This is a genomic window from Yoonia sp. 208BN28-4 (assembly GCF_037543925.1).
In the GTDB taxonomy this organism is placed as follows: Bacteria; Pseudomonadota; Alphaproteobacteria; order Rhodobacterales; family Rhodobacteraceae; genus Yoonia.
On the sequence record NZ_JBBIFY010000004.1, the window covers coordinates 200,212 to 217,327 of the forward strand.

Consider the following 17,116-nt stretch of genomic DNA (forward strand, 5'->3'; position numbering starts at 1 on the left):
TTGGCCAGCGCCCAGACTGATTGCAAGAGCGTCAGACCATGCGGATGACGTCTTTATCAATCGCCAGCATATAGCCTTTGCGCGCGATGTTCTTGACCAGCAGTTCACTGACCATCTGGTTGCCCAGCGTGTCACGCAGGCGTTTGATCCGCGTGGCACCGGCCGCCTCGTCGCAATCGGAAGCGTCGCGGCCGGAAATCACGCCTTCAATCTCAGCGCCTGACATCACCTCATCATCCATCCGCGCCTCGGCCAGCACGGATAGCGTTTCCATCGCGGCCTCGGTCAGCTTGAATTCAAAGTTATTGAGATAAACCGCCTTTTGATCGCGCGAGATCATGAGCGAGTTCACCTCGATCCCCTTCCGCTCAATCTGGCCCATGCGCCGGTTCAGCGCGATGAGCATCACCAGAAATGCCACAGCGGCGATCAGCATGGCCGTTGCAAAGACCAGCAGCACAAAGATCACAAAGCGGTAGGACGACAGCGTGTCGGAAAAGGCGGTGCCCGACTGCGCGAGAATCTCAAGCAGCTTGATCTCCGCATTGCCGGTCAGCGTGTCGTTTTCCACAAACAACCGTTCCACACGCATATTGAACGCGTTCGCATCCGGCAGGTTGATGAACAGCAGCACAGCCGCCACACCAAGGATCAGCACGATGGCCGTGATCCCTGCAATTACGATGCGATTGCCGGTCTGACGGGTCTCAATAGCGGAGGTAGTATTCACCGGCAGCGGTCCTTCTTTCAGCAAGTCCTGCATCATCAAAGATGCCCAGAACATTCAGGAGTTCCCAACCGTCACGATCCAGACGGCCAGAAAGTTGCGCCTGAGCGTTGGAAACTGTGCAATCACCGCGAATTTCCGCTACGCCGTAGTGCAGCCGCAACGGATCGTCCTGCTTGGCCTTGTAATCGGCAAAGCAGGCGGCCTGCGCTGTCGCTGTCGTGGCGACAAGCGCCAGAACTGAGAAAGAAATCTGTTTCATGCGGGTGACCATGCGGTTGTGGCACTGTGATATTCAATATCTGCTTATGTTATCGCGCCTGCCATCCCATAGCCAGCCCGCGTTATTGAGAGACACCCCCCAGCCGCCACATCTTAGCTTCATCGACGCAGCACAGATTGGTGCGATGCGTTCCCACCTGAAAAGGAGATGGACATGTATAAGACATTTATGGCGGGTCTGACCGCGCTTTCCCTGACACTTGCCCCGGCACCAGCGGCGGCAGATATAAACGAACGCGAGGTCGGTCAGCTTCTCTTTGGTCTGGTTGTCGCGGGCATTATCGGCAAAGCGATCAGCGACACCAACAGACGTGACAATGACCGCCGCGAGGAGGCGCGTCAGGCGCCGGTGCAGGAACGCCACGACACGCTTCGTCCGTTGCGCCCGCAGCAGCCCGCTTTCAATGACCGTCTGGCCGGTGCGCGTGATGTGCTGCCATCGTCATGCCTGCGTCGACACGATACACAACGCGGTGTGCAGCGCATCTTTGGCCAGCGGTGCCTTGAGCGAAATTACCGTCATGCCCGCAGCCTGCCTGATCAGTGCCAGATCCGCTTGCGCACCTATGACGGCCCGCGTCAGGGATATGCGCCCAGCTGTCTGCGCGATTTCGGATACCGGATTGACCGCCGCAACCACTAGCAGCGTGTCAGAGCGCGGGTGTCCCCAACACCGCGCCACCTTAGGGCCGCGTCCGCGCGGCCCTTTTTTGTGCTTGAACCTGTGCGTCTTGTCTGGTGACTCAGACCCTATGACCAAGACGACACCCGATTTCAGCTTTGAAACTGACGCCATCGCCAGCGGCTATGCCCGCGTGGCTGGCGTGGACGAGGTTGGGCGTGGGCCGCTTGCAGGTCCGGTGGTTGCGGCGGCTGTTGTGCTGGACCCCGAAAATATCCCCGATGGATTGAACGACAGTAAACAGGTCACAGCCAAACGCCGCGATGCGCTGTTTGATCTGCTGCACGACATCGCCGACGTGTCCATTGCCGAGGCGGATGTGCGCGAGATTGAAGAGCACAACATTCTGCGGGCATCACATCTGGCGATGGTGCGCGCTGTCGCGGGGCTGCGCCAACCTGCGGATTACGCACTGATTGACGGAAACATGGTGCCGCGCGGATTGAACACGCCTGCGGGCACTTTGGTGAAAGGCGATACCCGTTCACTCAGCATCGCGGCGGCCTCAATTGTGGCAAAAGTTTGGCGCGACCGTCTGATGGTGGCGCTGGCGCAACAACATCCGCACTACGGCTGGGAGCGGAACATGGGTTATCCGACGCCGGAACATAAAGCGGGACTCAAAAGCCACGGTGTAACTCAACATCATCGGCGTACTTTTGCACCTGTCCACAACATCTTGTGGCAAGAAAAAAACCTAAAGCCTTGATTCATTAAATTTATTTACTCTGATTCGTGGTTGAATCACATTGGTTGCAACCAACGAGCGGAACAATCCGCCGCGGACAGAGGCAAGATATGACGACCAAAACAAAGGCCCCGAAAGCGGGGAAGGAGGCGGCGACGCTTCCGCTAAACACGATCCTTGATGGCGACTGCATTAAGCGCATGAACGCGCTGCCTGCGGGGTCCATTGACCTGATCTTCGCCGACCCGCCCTACAACCTGCAACTGAAGGGTGATCTGCACCGTCCTGACAATTCCAAGGTGGATGCGGTTGATGATGCGTGGGACCAGTTCGACAGCTTCAAGGTCTACGACAAGTTTACCCGCGAATGGCTGGCCGCCGCCCGCCGCCTGCTGAAACCCAATGGCGCGATCTGGGTCATTGGCAGCTATCACAATGTGTTCCGCATGGGCGCTGAGTTGCAGAACCAAGGGTTCTGGATTCTCAACGACGTCGTGTGGCGCAAGTCGAACCCGATGCCCAATTTCCGTGGCAAACGCCTGACAAACGCTCACGAGACGCTAATCTGGGCCAGCAAGGAAGAGGCGAGCAAATATACCTTTAACTACGAGGCGCTGAAGGCGCTGAACGAAGGTGTGCAGATGCGTTCTGATTGGGTGCTGCCGATCTGCACGGGTCACGAACGTCTTAAGAACGAAAACGGTGAAAAAGCGCATCCGACGCAAAAGCCACAGTCACTGCTGCACCGCGTTCTGGTCGCCACAACGAACCCCGGTGACGTAGTGCTTGATCCGTTCTTTGGCACAGGCACCACGGGTGCGGTCGCCAAGATGCTGGGGCGTGATTTCATCGGGATCGAGCGCGAGGAAGCCTACCGCAAGGTCGCCACCAAGCGTATCGCCAACACCCGCAAGTTTGATAACGAAGCCCTTGAGGTCAGCCAATCCAAACGCGCTGAACCCCGCGTGGCCTTTGGTGTGCTGGTCGAGCGCGGCATGCTGCGCCCTGGTGAAGAACTGTGGTCGCTTAACGGGCGTCACAAGGCCAAGGTGCGTGCCGACGGCACGGTAATTGGTGCCGATATCAAAGGATCGATCCATCAGGTCGGCGCTGCCTGCGAAGGTGCGCCAAGCTGTAACGGCTGGACCTATTGGCAATTCAAGCGTGACGGACAGAAGGTGCCGATTGACCTTTTGCGCCAGCAAATCCGCTCTGAAATGGCAAAACACCACTGAAATTGAATACCGCCGGTGCTGGCGACCCGCCTTTATCCAAGTAGATAAAGACCGTCAGCACTAACTTTTACCCCGCCCTTGTGGCGGGGTTTTTTTCTTTAGCGCGGCTGTGGATTGGTGGCGTTCTTATAGGGCTGCCAATCGGAAATCTCGGGATAATACTTTTCGCGCCATGCCTGCACACGCGGGTTCATCACGCGTTTCCAGTGACGCGGTGACAGGGCGACCATGGTCATCACGGGATAGCCATATGGCAGTTGCGGTGCCTCGTTATCGTCATAGGTCTGCAACAGCGGAAAGCGGCGGTCAGGTTTGTAGTGGTGGTCTGAGTGACGCTGGAGATTGATCAGCAACCAGTTTGATGCCTTTTGAGCTGCGTTCCACGAATGGCGCGGCAGGACATGTTCGTACTTGCCGTCGCCCAGATGTTTGCGGGTCAGGCCGTAGTGTTCGATGTAGTTCACCAGTTCAAGCTGGAAGATCGCCCAGAATGCCTGCGTCACAAACAGGAACAGCCCCCACCAGCCGCCGATCAGCACCGCTGCCAGCAGAAAGACGGCTTGCAGCGACCAGTAACGAAAGAACGGGTTGGACAGGTCGGTCCAAGGCAGTTTCTTGCGGGCCAGCATCGCCTTTTCGGCATTGAAGGCCGACACCCAGCATTCACGCAAAACGCGCGGGAAAAAGCGCCAGAAGTGTTCATTATAGCGGGCCGTCACGGGATCACGCGGGGTTGCGACATAGCGGTGGTGCACCAAAAGATGCTCTGACCGGAAATGCGAATAGAGCACGGACGCGAGCAATATATCGGCCATCCAGCGTTCGATCTTGGGCTTTTGGTGCATCAACTCGTGGCTGTAGTTAATCCCTACCGTGCCAGTAATGATCCCAACACCAGCAAACAGCGCCCATTCTTCGGCCCAGTGCAGATGATCGGTGTTCACCATATAGACCAGAAGTCCGAAAATCGTGAGGATCTGCACTGGCGCCCAGATCAGCGTGATCGCGCGATACCATTTGAGGTCTTCATCCGGCGTCTGCGGATCGGCGTTATCGGTGTTCAGGCCGGTAAAGAAATCCAGCATCGAAAACAGATACCACGTCGCAATCGGCATCAAGAGCAGCGTCCAGCCCCCATACATCGCGGTAATGATCGCAACGGGGATCAATCCCAACGTCATCCAGAATGGCAGGGCAGCAGTAAGTTTGCGAAGCTGCGGCGCAGGAATTGCGGTCATGTGATCTGTCCCTTTGGCTGCGCCGAAGGTTAGCCAATCACGCGCCATCGCTCAATCGTGGCGTAGCGTCGCAATCAAATCATAGACTTTTCGCATGGCTGTGGGCAGCGCGGCTGGCACAAAGCGGGTGTGTGGCACGAATTGTCCACGCTGCGGCGGCACGTCAGCGGGCACCTGTGCGGTAAGAATCGCAAGACGCAGGTGGAAGTGCGTAAAGGTATGCCGCGCCTCTAACCCCGTTTCTTCCCATTGCGCATCGATGGGAAAGTGGTGCTGGGGGTCGTCTGACCAGTCGCTTGTCGGAAAGCCGAGCATGCCGCCGAGCAGCCCCTTTTCGGGACGCGTCTCAAGCAGCCATGCCCCGTTTATATCGCGTGTAACGTACACAAAACCGTGGCGTATCGGCGTTTTCTTCTTTGGTGTCTTTTTGGGAAGGTCCGCGGCTGTGCCTGCAATCCGGGCCTGACAAAGTTCGCGCCACGGACATATCCCGCAGGCAGGTGATTTCGGGGTGCAGATCGTGGCACCCAGATCCATCACAGCCTGCGCGTAATCTCCGGGGCGTTCGTTGGGGGTAAGCGCCTCTGCCAGTGTCATCAGTTTTGGCTTGGCTTCGGGCAAAGGCGTGTGCGCGTCATACATCCGCGCCATGACACGTTCCACATTGCCATCCAGCACCGTTTCGGGCCGGTCAAATGCAATCGAGGAAACGGCGGCGGCGGTGTAGGGGCCAATACCGGGCAGTTTGATCAGCGCATCATAGGTGTCTGGAAACTGACCACCATGATCAGCGACAACCGCACGCGCACATTTCAGCAAATTGCGCGCTCTTGCGTAATAGCCAAGTCCTGCCCATGCGGCCATGACATCGGCGTCGTCTGCGGCGGCCAGATCGCCCACGGTGGGCCAGATCGCGGTGAACTTGCGGAAATAGTCCTTCACGGCGGCAACAGTCGTTTGTTGCAGCATCACCTCGGACATCCAGATGAAATAGGGATCGGGCCGCACGCCTTCCTTGCGATCTGCGGGCGATACCCGCCACGGCATCACGCGTGCATTTCGGTCGTACCAGCTTAGCAATGTATCAGCGAGATCACGCACTGTTTATTTAACCCTTTCGAAAGGCTCTGGCTTGGCGGCAGGCAAGGCTTACATTAGAACGTGATGATGAAACAGACACGCCATCGCAATACGTCGACCTACGGGTTTTCGCGGGCTTCCGGCCTGTTGCAGTCGCGTGTGCGCAAAGCCAGCGAAACGCGCGGATTTGCCGTGACCCGCCTGCTGACCCACTGGTCGGAAATTGTGGGCGACGCCACCGCGCAAATCGCCACACCGGTGAATATCAGCTATGGGCGTGGCGGTATGGGGGCGACGCTGACGTTGCTGACGACCGGCGCGCAGGCCCCGATGCTGGAAATGCAAAAGACGCAAATTCAGGAAAAGGTGAACGCGTGTTATGGCTATCGCGCGATCGTGCGGGTCCGTATCACACAGACCGCCCCGACCGGATTTGCCGAAGGCCGCGCCAGCTTTGCGGCCGCACCGAAGGCCGACAAAACACCCAGCCCGGAGATGCAGGCCGCATCTGCTGCGCTGTCCAATGACGTGGCCAACCCAGAACTGAAAGCGGCGCTTGCGCGGCTTGGTGCGCACGTCCTGACCAAACAGAATAAATAAACCAGAGGTATATCTTATGGATCGCAGAACCCTTCTTGCCACCGGCGGCGCCGCATTCGCGCTGGGCATCACAACGCCACGCCTGATCATGGCGCAAGAGGCCGATAACGAATTTGGTATCATGGACATGGTCCAAGGCAGCGCCGATGCGCCGGTCGAGATGATCGAATACGCGTCCTACACCTGCCCGCACTGCGCCCGTTTCCACGCGGACACATACCCCGAACTGAAGGCCGACTATATCGACAGCGGCAAGGTCCGGTTTGTCTATCGCGAGGTCTATTTCGACCGTTTCGGCCTGTGGGCATCCATGGTTGCACGGTGCGGCGGGCAAGAGAAATTCTTTGGCATCACCGATCTGATCTATGAAAAGCAGCGCGAATGGACCGAATCGGGTGACCCCGCAATCATCGCGGAGGAGCTTAACAAGATCGGCCTGATGGCAGGTCTGGACGCAGAAACGCTGGATGCATGCATGTCGGACGGTGAAATGGCGCAAAACCTTGTTGATTGGTATCGTGCCAACGCCGAACGCGATGATGTGTCGTCGACGCCATCTTTCCTGATTGACGGACAGAAGTATTCCAACATGGCCTACGCTGATCTGAAGGCCATTCTGGACGACAAAATCGGGGCCTAATCGCCGCTGACACGCTGGAGGGCTGCGTCAAGCGGCCCCCAGCTATCCACTTCCAGCCGGACGGGCAGGGTGATGACCTTGGCCCGAAAACTGTCTGGCAAGCGCACCGCGTCTTTTTCGGTTGTCACAAGCTGTGCATTTCGGGCCGAAGCTTCTAGCTCGAGCCGTTTCATCAGCGCAGGAGTGAGCGGTTGATGATCTGCCAGCGCCTCCGCGTGGATCAGATCAACGCCCAAAGCGCGTAGCGTCTGAAAGAACTTCTCGGGATGACCGATCCCGGCGAAGGCCAGCGCGCGCATATTGCCCCACGGCATCCCTGTTTGCAGCGGCACAAGCTGACCTGTCATTTTGGTCGTTTCAACGGGCCAAGCCTGACGAAAGCGATCTTGCGCAGCATCGTCGCCTATCGCCAGAATTAAATCAGCACGAGCAAGACCAACGGGAACAGGTTCACGTAAAGGTCCGGCGGGGATCACCCTGCCGTTTCCGAAACCACGATGGGCATCGACCACGACAATCGCGATGTCTTTGGCGACTGACGGATTTTGAAAACCATCATCCAGCAAAATGATGTCCGCGCCATCGTCTTGGGAAGCCTTCACGCCTGCCTTGCGATCCTTGGCGACCCATGTCGGGGCGAAGGCGGTCAGCAAAAGCGGCTCGTCGCCCACATCCGCTGCCGAATGGTCACGTTCGATCACGCGGGTGGGGCCGGTCAGGCTGCCGCCAAATCCGCGCGTGACGATATGCACGGCTTTGCCTTGTGATTGGAGATGTTGCGTCAACGCGATGGCCGTGGGGGTCTTTCCAGTGCCACCGATATTGATGTTGCCGATACAAATGACAGGAACGTTCGCGCGATATCCGGGACCAGTCGCCACGCGCCGCTTCGTGGCTTGGCCATAGAGCCACCCCAGCGGCGCAAGCGCCTTGGCCTGCCACCCCGGCGCGTCGGGCGCGTTTGACCAGAACAATGGCTGCCGCATTATCTGCCCCCCTGCGCATCCAGTTCAGCGTGTATCCACTGCGCGATATGCTGCACCACATCCGCGCCGCGTGTCGTCACATCCCATGCGGCATGAACGATCTGCGCCACCTTGTCTGCCGCCAGAAGCTGTTCAACCGCGTCGCCAAGCCCGTCAGCAGATGCCACCGCCATTGAACCGCCAGCACTTTCCAACGCCGTCACTTCCGATTGGAACGGATCAATATTCGGACCATAGACCAAGGCCGTGCCCAGTGCTGCCGCCTCGAACGGGTGCCTGTGCGGTTGGCCGTTCAGTGTCTCACCCAAATACGTGACCGGAGAGGCGCGATACCACAGGCCAAGCTCGGACCCGCCGTCGACAATGTAGATTTGCGTGGCGTCACTGACGTCTTCGCCGTCAGTGCGGACAGCCACTTCGTATCCTTCGGCGCGAAATGCATCACGGACATCAGGCGCGGTTTGCGGCTCGCGCAGGGCCACGATCAGCAAAAGGCGATGTGACCGGCGGCTGGCCTGATGATGCGCCCGTGCAAGGGCTGGCAGTTCGGCCAGCGATGTTTCGGCCGACAGCCAGATAGGTCGTGTTCCAACGGTTTCCGCAAAGTCGCGCCGCTCGCCCTCGTTATAGGGCAGGCTGTCGATCGCTTTTTCGATCTCACCGACAACACTGATCCGCGATGCGGGCAATCCTGCCTGAAAAAGTGCCATCTTCGCCGCGTCATCCACGGCAAACACGCGTTTGAACATGCCCAGAACAGCGCGTGTCAGTCCAGGTATCCAATGCCTGTCGTGCGATTGTGGCAGCGTTTGTGAAGCCTCGGCCAGAATGACGGGAATCGCTGCCAGTTGGATCTGCGACAGGATCAGCGGATCAATATGATCCCCGAACCAGATCGTTAGCGACGGCTTCCAGTGCTGCAAGAACCGTTGTACCTCCTGCCTGCCGCGTGGCATCGTGGTGCAGCCGGTGTGATCATCACCGGTCAGGCAAGTCCGCAACAGGGTGATGGGATCACCGTCTGCGGTTAGCGCCTGTTCAAGGATTTTGGCTTTCTCGACCATCGCATCAGTTGTGCAGACGGCCCAGATGGTGACCCCGGCGGCCGGCGCCGGATAGTCGGGCGCGGGCCGCTTGGGGTCATCCGCGCCCCGCAGTGCAAGATAGGCCGCAAGCGGAAGCGGGCGCGCCATGATCGTTTCGCCCCGCCTTAGGTATCAAGCTCTTCTGTAGGAGAGCTGGCTGTCTCTTCGTCGCGCAGGCGGTGAATATGCGCGATGAAATAGCGGGTATGCGCGTTATCAACTGTGCGCTGTGCGGCACTTTTCCACGCATTGTAAGCGCTTTTGTAATCGGGAAACATGCCGACAATATCGATGTCGCTCACGTCTTTGAAGGCGTTCTTCGTCGGATCGACAAGTTCGCCGCCAAAGACAAGGTGCAGGCGCTGGGTCATGGTGTGTCCTTCGTAAATTGGATTTGGCGCTACCCTATGCCTGTCGCTGTCCTGTCTCAAGCGGCCATTGGCGTTTAGCGCACACGTTCGGCCACAACGCCGCCTTTGATAGGCTGCTGCGGGGCGCCATCGATTTTGACCGATCCGGTCAGCGTGCCTTCAAAGGCCTGCGCATCACGCCCCAGCACGTCGCCCTGCAACTGGCCACTGATGGCATAGTCGCGGAAATTGCCTTCGCGCAGTGTGCCGCGCACACCGGCAACTGCCTGATTTCTGTCCGCATCGGGACGGGCATCAAATTCACCGCGGAACAGCTCAAGCTCACCATCGACACGGCGGTTGAACTGGTCGCGAAAATTACCCGCGCTGCCATCAATCGTATCGCGGAAAGTGTCGACCTCGATATCAACTTCACCGATCACGTCGCGCCGTTCGCCAAGCGTTGTGTTCAAAAGCCCTTCGTATTGCAGGCGCGAGGTGAAAGGCAGATCGCCGGGTCGGGTGACATCCAAAGTGCCAAAATCATTCAGCAACGCGCGGCGTTCGTTTTCGCGGCGGTTGAAGCTGTCGGTCACAGGTGCGGGTACAATCGGATCGGGGGCCGCGACATTGGCAGTGCGGGTTGCTGTCCCACAGGCAGACAGACCGGAGATCAGGGAAACGGTAAGCAAAGCAGAGCGCATGGTATTTCCTTTACAATCAAGGGATCGCAGACAAATTCTGCGGTTATCCCAAGATGGGGCCCGTGCGCGCCGCTATTCAATATCAGGCAAATGCTATGCCAAAGCGGCGCGGAGGGGTCCGTGTACCGCGCCACCTGCTACCATGCCGTTAAGCTGGGGATGGACATTGTTAAAAACAGGGTCATGCCCCTGTCGGTCGGTGACGGTGCCACCCGCCTCGGTCACGATCAGCGCACCGGCGGCGACATCCCATTCCCACGTCGGGCGCAGAGTAATCATCGCGTCAAACCGGCCCTGTGCGACCAGGCTTAGTCGAAAGGCCAATGAAGATCGGAAATGGCGCTTAACGGGCGGCGTTTTCGCATCGCGCCAGTATTTGGGTTCAAAATTCCACTTGTTACCCAACACAGTTGCACCGTGCAGCGCATCTTGGCCGGTCACCGCAATCGGCTCCCCGTTGAGCGTGGCACCTTGCCCTAAAGCCGCGGCAAACAGCTGATCGCGCATGGGCAAATACACCGCCCCCGCGGTCACGACCCCGTTTTCGACGACAGCCATCGCATGTGCCCAGTCCTTTGATCCTTCGATAAAGGCGCGGGTTCCGTCAATTGGGTCCACGATAAAGAGGCGCTCGGCTTGCAGGCGATCTGCACCATCCTGACTTTCCTCCGACAGCCAGCCATAAGACGGACGGGCCGCGCGCAGGTCGCGCTCCAACATGGAATTCACGGCCAAATCAGCTTCGGTGACGGGGCCGTCATTCCCGCCCTTGTCCCAAACTTGTGGATCGTCACCAAAATAGTGGCGGGCAATCGCGCCCGCCTCTTTTGAAGCCGCAATCAGAAGATCAAGATCAGTCGCCGGCAAGCGTAAGCCCTTCAACCAGAAGGGACGGGATCACCTTGCTCAGATGCGGGCGCGCATCGTTGGCAGGTGTGAGCCGCATCAGCATGTCGCGCAGATTGCCCGCCACGGTACATTCGTTCACAGGATGCGTTATTTCGCCGTTCTCAACCCAAAAACCGGATGCGCCGCGTGAATAGTCACCCGTGTTTGGATTGACGGTTGAACCGATCAGCGACGTGATCAACAAACCGGTGCCCATATCGCGGATCAGGTCATCGCGCGATTGTGCGCCTTGGGTCAGTGCCAGATTGGTCAGGCTCGGGCTGGGTGGGCCGGACGTGCCGCGCACCGCACTTGCTGTGCTTTCCAGCCCCAGTTTGCGCGCATTGGCCAGATCAAGCGTCCAGCCTGTCAGCACACCATCCTCAATGATTGCGCGGCGGGCCGTGGGCAGGCCTTCGGCATCAAACATGCGGCTGGAAAATGCTCGGGGGCGGCGCGGATCTTCGATCAATGACATGGAGGAGGGCAGAACCTGCTCCCCCATGGCGTCGCGCAACCAGCTTGACCCGCGTGCAATTGCGGCACCGTTGATTGCGCCCACGAGATGCCCGATCAGGCTAGAGGCGATGCGTTCGTCAAACAAAACCGGATAGCTGCCGGTTTTCGGCTTACGTGCGCCTGCACGTTCGACTGCGCGTTCGGCGGCGATCCGGCCAATTTCGGACGGATCACGCAGGTCGCTGTAATAGATGCGGCTGTCGTAGTCGTAGTCCCGCTCCATCCCCGTGCCGCTGCCAGAGATTGCCACGCAGGACAGGCTGCTGTCGGTGCGCGTATAGCCACCGGAAAATCCGTTTGTCGCGGCCAGATGCACGCGCCGTTTGCCATAGCCTGCGGATGCTGACTGCACCTGACTGACGCCATCATTGGCCAGTGCTGCGGCCTCGGCCTGTACGGCTGCCTCCTGCAAGGCGGCGGGGTCGGGTTCGGCTGACGGGTCAAACATATCCAGCGATGTGCTGTCGCGGTCGCGGGCCAGTTGTGACGGATCAGCAAGACCCGCATGGGGGTCTTCCGGCGCTTCCTTGGCCATCGCCACAGCCCGTTCGGCCATGATTGCAACAGTTTCGGGGCGCGCATCGGACGACGATACAATCGCACTGCGCTGGCCCACAAAAACCCGCAGGCCGATATCAACACCCTCGGATCGCTCTGCATGTTCCAGCTTGCCCGCCCGCACATCAATCGACACCGATGTGCCGTCAACGGCAATCGCATCGGATGCATCGGCGCCAGACTTGCGGGCCTGCGCGATCATATTTTCAGTAATGTCGGAGAGCGATTGGGTCATGCGGTGTCCTTTGATGTTCCCATCAGGTAGGTCACCGCACGCCCTATCGCAAGTTTTTAGGCGGCAGCTTTAGCGAATACGCTGGCCGTTGACGCTCAGGCTGCCGTCGTCGCCAAAGTCGACCGTCGTTTCAAAGCTGTCATCACCGGTTGAACGGGCGAAAAAGCCCATGCCAAACCGTGCTGCATTGGCTTCGTCTTCGCGCAGGATGCCCACGGCCTGTAGACGATCCAGCAGCGCATTTGCGCCGGTGACTGCGAAAAACGCATCACCGACAGGTTTCGGCAGGCCGTCATATGTGGCCAGATCGGTATTATCGAAGACAAGCTCTGATGATCCGTCAAGCGTCGCACCAATGGCGCTGAGGCCGATTTTGCTGACATTCAGCGACTCCAGTGACACCGGCGGAGTTGCCGCCTCAAATTTGCTTTCCAGCACAAGGAAATCGAACAAATCAACATCGGTAGTCGCTGTGCCAGCGAGGTTCAGGGCAACAGTCGCCGGATCACGTGGCAGGTCCTTGCCCGGATCAAAAAGCGACCAGATTTCGGGGCTCAGGCGCAGGCCATCAAGCACCATATCAAAGCTGAAATCCTGTGGATCGGCGCTGGCCATCACGGGAAAAGTGTAACCGGCCGCCATTGCGGACATCTCGGCTTCAATCGGGAAGGGCAAGAGATCGGCCTGCACCATCCGGATCAGGATATCCTGCGCTGTGGCACCAAGGCTCAACCCGTCTTGCGACAGGGAAAAGCTGGCAACAGTATCGCCGCTTTCGATGGTTTGGTCAGATAGCACCTCGCCGTTCACAACAGTTTGGCTGGACGATGTGTTGCCGCCCGATGCGGCCTCGTAGGCGATGCTCATCCCCGCAGAAAGGGCCGGTGTCAGGTTCAGGATATTCGCCCCACCTGTCAGCAGCGTCATGTCATAGGTCGCGGTTGCGGCCTCGTAGGTGGCGTTTGATGTGACGTTAAAGCCTTCGCCGTCGGTAATTTCGTAATTCATGGTCAGGGGCGCAGTATTGGACACGCTTGTCAGCGAGATCAGATCAGCGGTGGTGACAGTGGTGACTGCATCATACCCTTCGCCGGCAATCGCCATGTCAAAGACCACTTCGTCTTCGGGGATAGAGATGTCCGTCACGCGCACCTCATAAGGGCCAGAGCGGTAATCATAGATCATCTCTTCTGGCGTGCCGCTCACAAGGCCGGTGTAGTCGGTCTGGGTCATGTTCAGCGTGACAGAAACCGGCGGTTCGCCGGAAATATCCATGTCGACCTTAAGATCAAACGCGCCGGTGTCCATCAGGCTGACCGTTCCATCGCCGTTATCGGACATGCGCAGCGGCGGGAGTGTGGCCGTGACCGTGCCCGCACCAAATGGCAGCGCATAAAGTAGTGCGCCATCGTCGACGATTATGACATCACCATCGACCCGCGGCGTGCCGGTTACGGTGGCACCGGTTGCGGCATAAAGCGCCTTTGTATTGTCCCACACATCGGTAGGGCTGATATCCGCCATGGCAGGCACGGCAGCAGCAGAAATGAAAAAGGTCGAGCAAAGCAGATGGCGTCGCAGCATGATAAATCCCTGTTAAGCAAAGAAAAAGGCCGGACAGGTTCCCCCATCCGGCCCCGGTTCGTGTGAAGCCTACTGGATGCGCTGACCGTTGGCCAGAATGTGACCTTCATCATTGATCTCAAGCTTCGATTCCAGCTGATCGTCGCCGACGGAGCGTGCGAACATGCCCATCATCATCCGTCCCATCATCGCCTGATCTTCAGGTAGAAGGCCCATCGACACCAGATTGTCGATCACGGCATTTGCGCCGTTGATCGTCAGGTTGATCTCGCCTGTGGGGCGCGGAAGCCCGTCAAACGTCTCAAGATCAGAGTTGTCGAACGTGAACGCGCCGTTCCCTTCGATCAAAGCGCCAACGGCCGCGATCTTGAGCGTCTCAAGTGTGAGGGAGTTCAGCTCGCCGGGGATGTCCGACTGTGCTGCGGCTTCCATCTGCGCGGGATCAAGCAGGTCAAAGAACAGCTTGGCTGTGCCGTAAAGATCAAGCTCGATCGTGGCGGGATCGCGGGGCAGGGTGCCTGACGGATCGGCCATCATCCACAGTTCGTCGTTGATGGTCAGATCGGCCAGCACAATGCCGGTGCCAAACTCGACTGGCTCGTCGGAGGCCTCAAGCGGCATGTAGAAGTTGATCCCGTATTCAGACGCCGACACATTCACAGGGAAGGGCAGCTGATTGGACTGCATCGTGACTGCAAGGTCCTTGGTATTGACCCGATACGATACTTCTTCGCTTTCCATCGCGGCGCGCAATTCGCCTTCGCCCATCTGGATCGTGCCAGCGGCACTCTCACCGTCGGCGTTGAAATCAAACAGATAGTTGGCGCTTGAAAAGCCATATCCGCCGCCGAAACCGAACCCGTTGGCAAACATCTCTTCGGGTTTGTCATAGTCGGTGTCGTCAGGCACGAATGCGCCAAAGCGTGTCTCGAAATTGTCGATCTTGCCGCCGCCGACAACGTAACCATCGCCACCCGGTTCCTTGATATCGACCAACAGATCAATGGATGCCGCAGCAAGCTGATAGCCCAACTCGCGCCCGCCATCCTCGGCTGTTGACCCGAACTGACCGGCAACGCCATTGGCCGTCAAAAGCATGTCGCCTTCCACGTCTTCGATGCTGTCGATCCGTATGCCATAGCTGTCGGCATTGATATCATACAAGATGTCGTCAGCCTCGCCGCTGACAACAAGGTTCATGCCCTCTTGCAGCACGGTCATATTGACCGGTGTGCCTTCCAGATCCATGAAGATGGGATAGCTGTCATCCATCGTGACAGTGACCGTGCCATCGCCGTTTTCGGTAAAAGTCATCGTGCCGATGGTCGCGGTTACAGAGCTGTATTCATCTTCCATCGACAGCGTCAGATCGGTGATTGTTACCGTACCATCAGACACATCCTCGGACCCGACGGACATGCCATCTTCGCCATAGATGGCCAGATTTTCCTGCCAGTCTTCCCAGACCTCCATCGCGGTGACGTCGGCAACGGCGGCAGAGCCTGTCATGACAGCGGCCACGCTGACCGCGCCTTTCAACTTGTGAAATACATTCATTTCATATCCTTTCGTATCAATCTGGCCATACGATCATACGCCGGGCGCGCATGGTCAAGGTCGGGTATTCGAGACCTTTCAAGGTTTTGATGTGCAATTCTTGAGCAGGAAGGGGCCAATAATGATTGACCTGAAGGGAAAAACTGTCGCGATTACAGGGGCAAGCAAAGGGATCGGCGCTGCCGCCGCGCGTGCTTTTGCCGATGCTGGTGCCAATGTCGCCTTACTGGCACGCTCCGAGACGCTGATTGCCGAAATTGCCGCAGAGATCGGCGATGCGGCCCACGCGATTACGTGTGATGTGTCTGATTACGATAGCGTGGCGCAGGCTGTTGCCGCGACCAAGGCACGGTTTGGCGGGTTGGATGTCTGGATCGGAAATGCAGGCACCATCGACCCGATCGGTCATCTGGCCGAAGCGGATACCCGCGATTGGGGCAAATCCATTGATACCAACCTCAAGGGCGTTTTTTACGGAATGCGCGCTGTGCTGCCCGATATGATCACGCAAGGCCACGGCACAATCATTACCGTTTCATCCGGTGCCGCCCATGGACCTGTCGAGGGCTGGACAGCCTATTGCAGCGGCAAGGCGGGTGCCTACATGCTGACCCGCGCCGCCGACAAGGAAAACCGCGACCACGGTATTCGCATCCTTGGCCTGTCGCCCGGAACAGTCGCAACCCAGATGCAGCGCGAGATCAAAGCGTCGGGCATCAATCCGGTCAGCCAACTTGACTGGTCAGATCACATCCCGCCCGAATGGCCCGCGCAGACCCTTGTGTGGATGTGTGGCTCTGATGCTGATGGGTATCTGGGCGATGATGTTTCCCTGCGCGATGAAGACGTCCGGCGCAGTGTGGGTCTTATATGATTGACCTGACCAAGGATGGCGACCTTTGGACGGTAACGCTGAACCGACCTGATAAAGCGAACGCTCTGACCGAAGCGATGCTGGAAAAACTGGTCGATATTGCACAGGACGCAAGCGCCGCGCGGTGCCTTGTGCTGACGGGTGCAGGGCGCGTCTTCAGCGCAGGGGCTGACCTTGATGCCGCCCGCGCGGGTCTTGCTACCAGCGATCTTTGGGAACGCCTGTCTTCGGCAATAGCGGATTTGCCGTGCCTGACGATTTCGGCACTGAACGGATCACTGGCAGGCGGCGCGTTTGGCATGGCGCTGGCCTGTGATTTGCGGATTTGCGCACGCCACGCGCGGTTCTTCTATCCGGTGATGAAGCTAGGTTTTCTGCCGCAACCCTCTGACCCACAGCGTCTGCGCGATCTGATCGGCCCTGCACGGACCAAGATGATCCTGATGGGCGGAGAGAAAATCGATGCGGATACCGCCTTGGCATGGGGTCTCGTTGACCGCGTTGTGCCGCAGGATCAACTACGCGGCACCGTCGATGAGTTGTCAGCCGACACGTTGTCAGCATCTCCAACGCATGCAACTGCAATCAAAGCAATGATCTGAAC

The 17,116-nt window shown here is 58.3% G+C and carries 19 protein-coding genes; 7 read left to right on the plus strand and 12 right to left on the minus strand.

Going from position 1 to position 17,116, the window contains the following annotated elements:
- Window positions 1-31 precede the first annotated feature (31 nt).
- On the minus strand, window positions 32-763 hold the full coding sequence (locus V8J84_RS14640; protein WP_445285987.1) for a winged helix-turn-helix domain-containing protein: 732 nt from the start codon (window positions 761-763) through the stop codon (window positions 32-34).
- Complete coding sequence (locus V8J84_RS14645) at window positions 708-989, minus strand: hypothetical protein (protein WP_339932480.1); 282 nt, start codon at window positions 987-989, stop codon at window positions 708-710. The genes V8J84_RS14640 and V8J84_RS14645 overlap by 56 nt, the downstream gene beginning before the upstream one ends.
- Window positions 990-1,163: 174 nt before the next feature.
- On the opposite strand from V8J84_RS14645, the gene V8J84_RS14650 reads away from it, so the two are divergent.
- From V8J84_RS14650 to V8J84_RS14660, 3 genes are all read left to right on the plus strand, one after another.
- Complete coding sequence (locus V8J84_RS14650) at window positions 1,164-1,652, plus strand: hypothetical protein (protein ID WP_339932481.1); 489 nt, start codon at window positions 1,164-1,166, stop codon at window positions 1,650-1,652.
- Between the two features lie 109 nt (window positions 1,653-1,761).
- Entirely contained in the window at window positions 1,762-2,400 is a 639-nt protein-coding gene (locus tag V8J84_RS14655; protein ID WP_339932483.1) for a ribonuclease HII, read from the plus strand.
- Window positions 2,401-2,489: 89 nt separating this feature from the next.
- On the plus strand, window positions 2,490-3,614 hold the full coding sequence (locus tag V8J84_RS14660) for a site-specific DNA-methyltransferase (RefSeq protein WP_339932485.1): 1,125 nt from the start codon (window positions 2,490-2,492) through the stop codon (window positions 3,612-3,614).
- Between the two features lie 98 nt (window positions 3,615-3,712).
- On the opposite strand, the gene V8J84_RS14665 is transcribed toward V8J84_RS14660, so the two are convergent.
- Complete coding sequence (locus V8J84_RS14665) at window positions 3,713-4,852, minus strand: alkane 1-monooxygenase (protein WP_339932487.1); 1,140 nt, start codon at window positions 4,850-4,852, stop codon at window positions 3,713-3,715.
- A 51-nt stretch (window positions 4,853-4,903) separates the two neighbouring features.
- Complete coding sequence (mutY, locus tag V8J84_RS14670) at window positions 4,904-5,953, minus strand: A/G-specific adenine glycosylase (protein WP_339932489.1); 1,050 nt, start codon at window positions 5,951-5,953, stop codon at window positions 4,904-4,906.
- Between the two features lie 66 nt (window positions 5,954-6,019).
- Between mutY and V8J84_RS14675 the strand changes: the two genes are divergently transcribed.
- A complete protein-coding gene (locus tag V8J84_RS14675; RefSeq protein ID WP_339932491.1) occupies window positions 6,020-6,532 on the plus strand; it encodes a DUF721 domain-containing protein in 513 nt (170 codons plus the stop codon).
- 16 nt (window positions 6,533-6,548) lie between these two features.
- Complete coding sequence (locus V8J84_RS14680) at window positions 6,549-7,172, plus strand: DsbA family protein (RefSeq protein WP_339932493.1); 624 nt, start codon at window positions 6,549-6,551, stop codon at window positions 7,170-7,172.
- Here the strand turns inward: V8J84_RS14680 and lpxK are convergent.
- The 8 genes from lpxK to V8J84_RS14720 form a co-directional block, all read right to left on the minus strand.
- Complete coding sequence (lpxK, locus tag V8J84_RS14685) at window positions 7,169-8,158, minus strand: tetraacyldisaccharide 4'-kinase (protein ID WP_339932495.1); 990 nt, start codon at window positions 8,156-8,158, stop codon at window positions 7,169-7,171. The two genes, V8J84_RS14680 and lpxK, sit on opposite strands and share 4 nt — an antisense overlap.
- Complete coding sequence (locus V8J84_RS14690) at window positions 8,158-9,351, minus strand: 3-deoxy-D-manno-octulosonic acid transferase (RefSeq protein WP_339932497.1); 1,194 nt, start codon at window positions 9,349-9,351, stop codon at window positions 8,158-8,160. The genes lpxK and V8J84_RS14690 overlap by 1 nt, the downstream gene beginning before the upstream one ends.
- A gap of 17 nt (window positions 9,352-9,368) precedes the next feature.
- On the minus strand, window positions 9,369-9,614 hold the full coding sequence (locus tag V8J84_RS14695; RefSeq protein ID WP_339932499.1) for a DUF4170 domain-containing protein: 246 nt from the start codon (window positions 9,612-9,614) through the stop codon (window positions 9,369-9,371).
- Between the two features lie 74 nt (window positions 9,615-9,688).
- Window positions 9,689-10,297, minus strand: coding sequence for a hypothetical protein (locus V8J84_RS14700; protein WP_339932501.1), 609 nt, complete (start codon window positions 10,295-10,297; stop codon window positions 9,689-9,691).
- Window positions 10,298-10,390: 93 nt separating this feature from the next.
- Window positions 10,391-11,164 carry a 3'(2'),5'-bisphosphate nucleotidase CysQ gene (locus V8J84_RS14705; RefSeq protein WP_339932503.1) on the minus strand — a complete coding sequence of 258 codons (774 nt, stop codon included), beginning with the start codon at window positions 11,162-11,164 and terminating at the stop codon, window positions 10,391-10,393.
- Entirely contained in the window at window positions 11,151-12,497 is a 1,347-nt protein-coding gene (locus tag V8J84_RS14710; RefSeq protein ID WP_339932505.1) for a TldD/PmbA family protein, read from the minus strand. The genes V8J84_RS14705 and V8J84_RS14710 overlap by 14 nt, the downstream gene beginning before the upstream one ends.
- A gap of 69 nt (window positions 12,498-12,566) precedes the next feature.
- Entirely contained in the window at window positions 12,567-14,081 is a 1,515-nt protein-coding gene (locus V8J84_RS14715) for a hypothetical protein (protein WP_339932507.1), read from the minus strand.
- A gap of 69 nt (window positions 14,082-14,150) precedes the next feature.
- Window positions 14,151-15,638 (minus strand): DUF2125 domain-containing protein, encoded by a 1,488-nt coding sequence (locus V8J84_RS14720; protein WP_339932509.1) that lies wholly within the window; start codon window positions 15,636-15,638, stop codon window positions 14,151-14,153.
- A 121-nt stretch (window positions 15,639-15,759) separates the two neighbouring features.
- Between V8J84_RS14720 and V8J84_RS14725 the strand changes: the two genes are divergently transcribed.
- Window positions 15,760-16,512 (plus strand): SDR family oxidoreductase, encoded by a 753-nt coding sequence (locus tag V8J84_RS14725; protein ID WP_445285979.1) that lies wholly within the window; start codon window positions 15,760-15,762, stop codon window positions 16,510-16,512.
- Window positions 16,509-17,114 (plus strand): enoyl-CoA hydratase/isomerase family protein, encoded by a 606-nt coding sequence (locus V8J84_RS14730; RefSeq protein WP_339932511.1) that lies wholly within the window; start codon window positions 16,509-16,511, stop codon window positions 17,112-17,114. Before V8J84_RS14725 ends, V8J84_RS14730 begins: the two co-directional genes overlap by 4 nt.
- The last annotated feature ends 2 nt before the right edge of the window (window positions 17,115-17,116 follow it).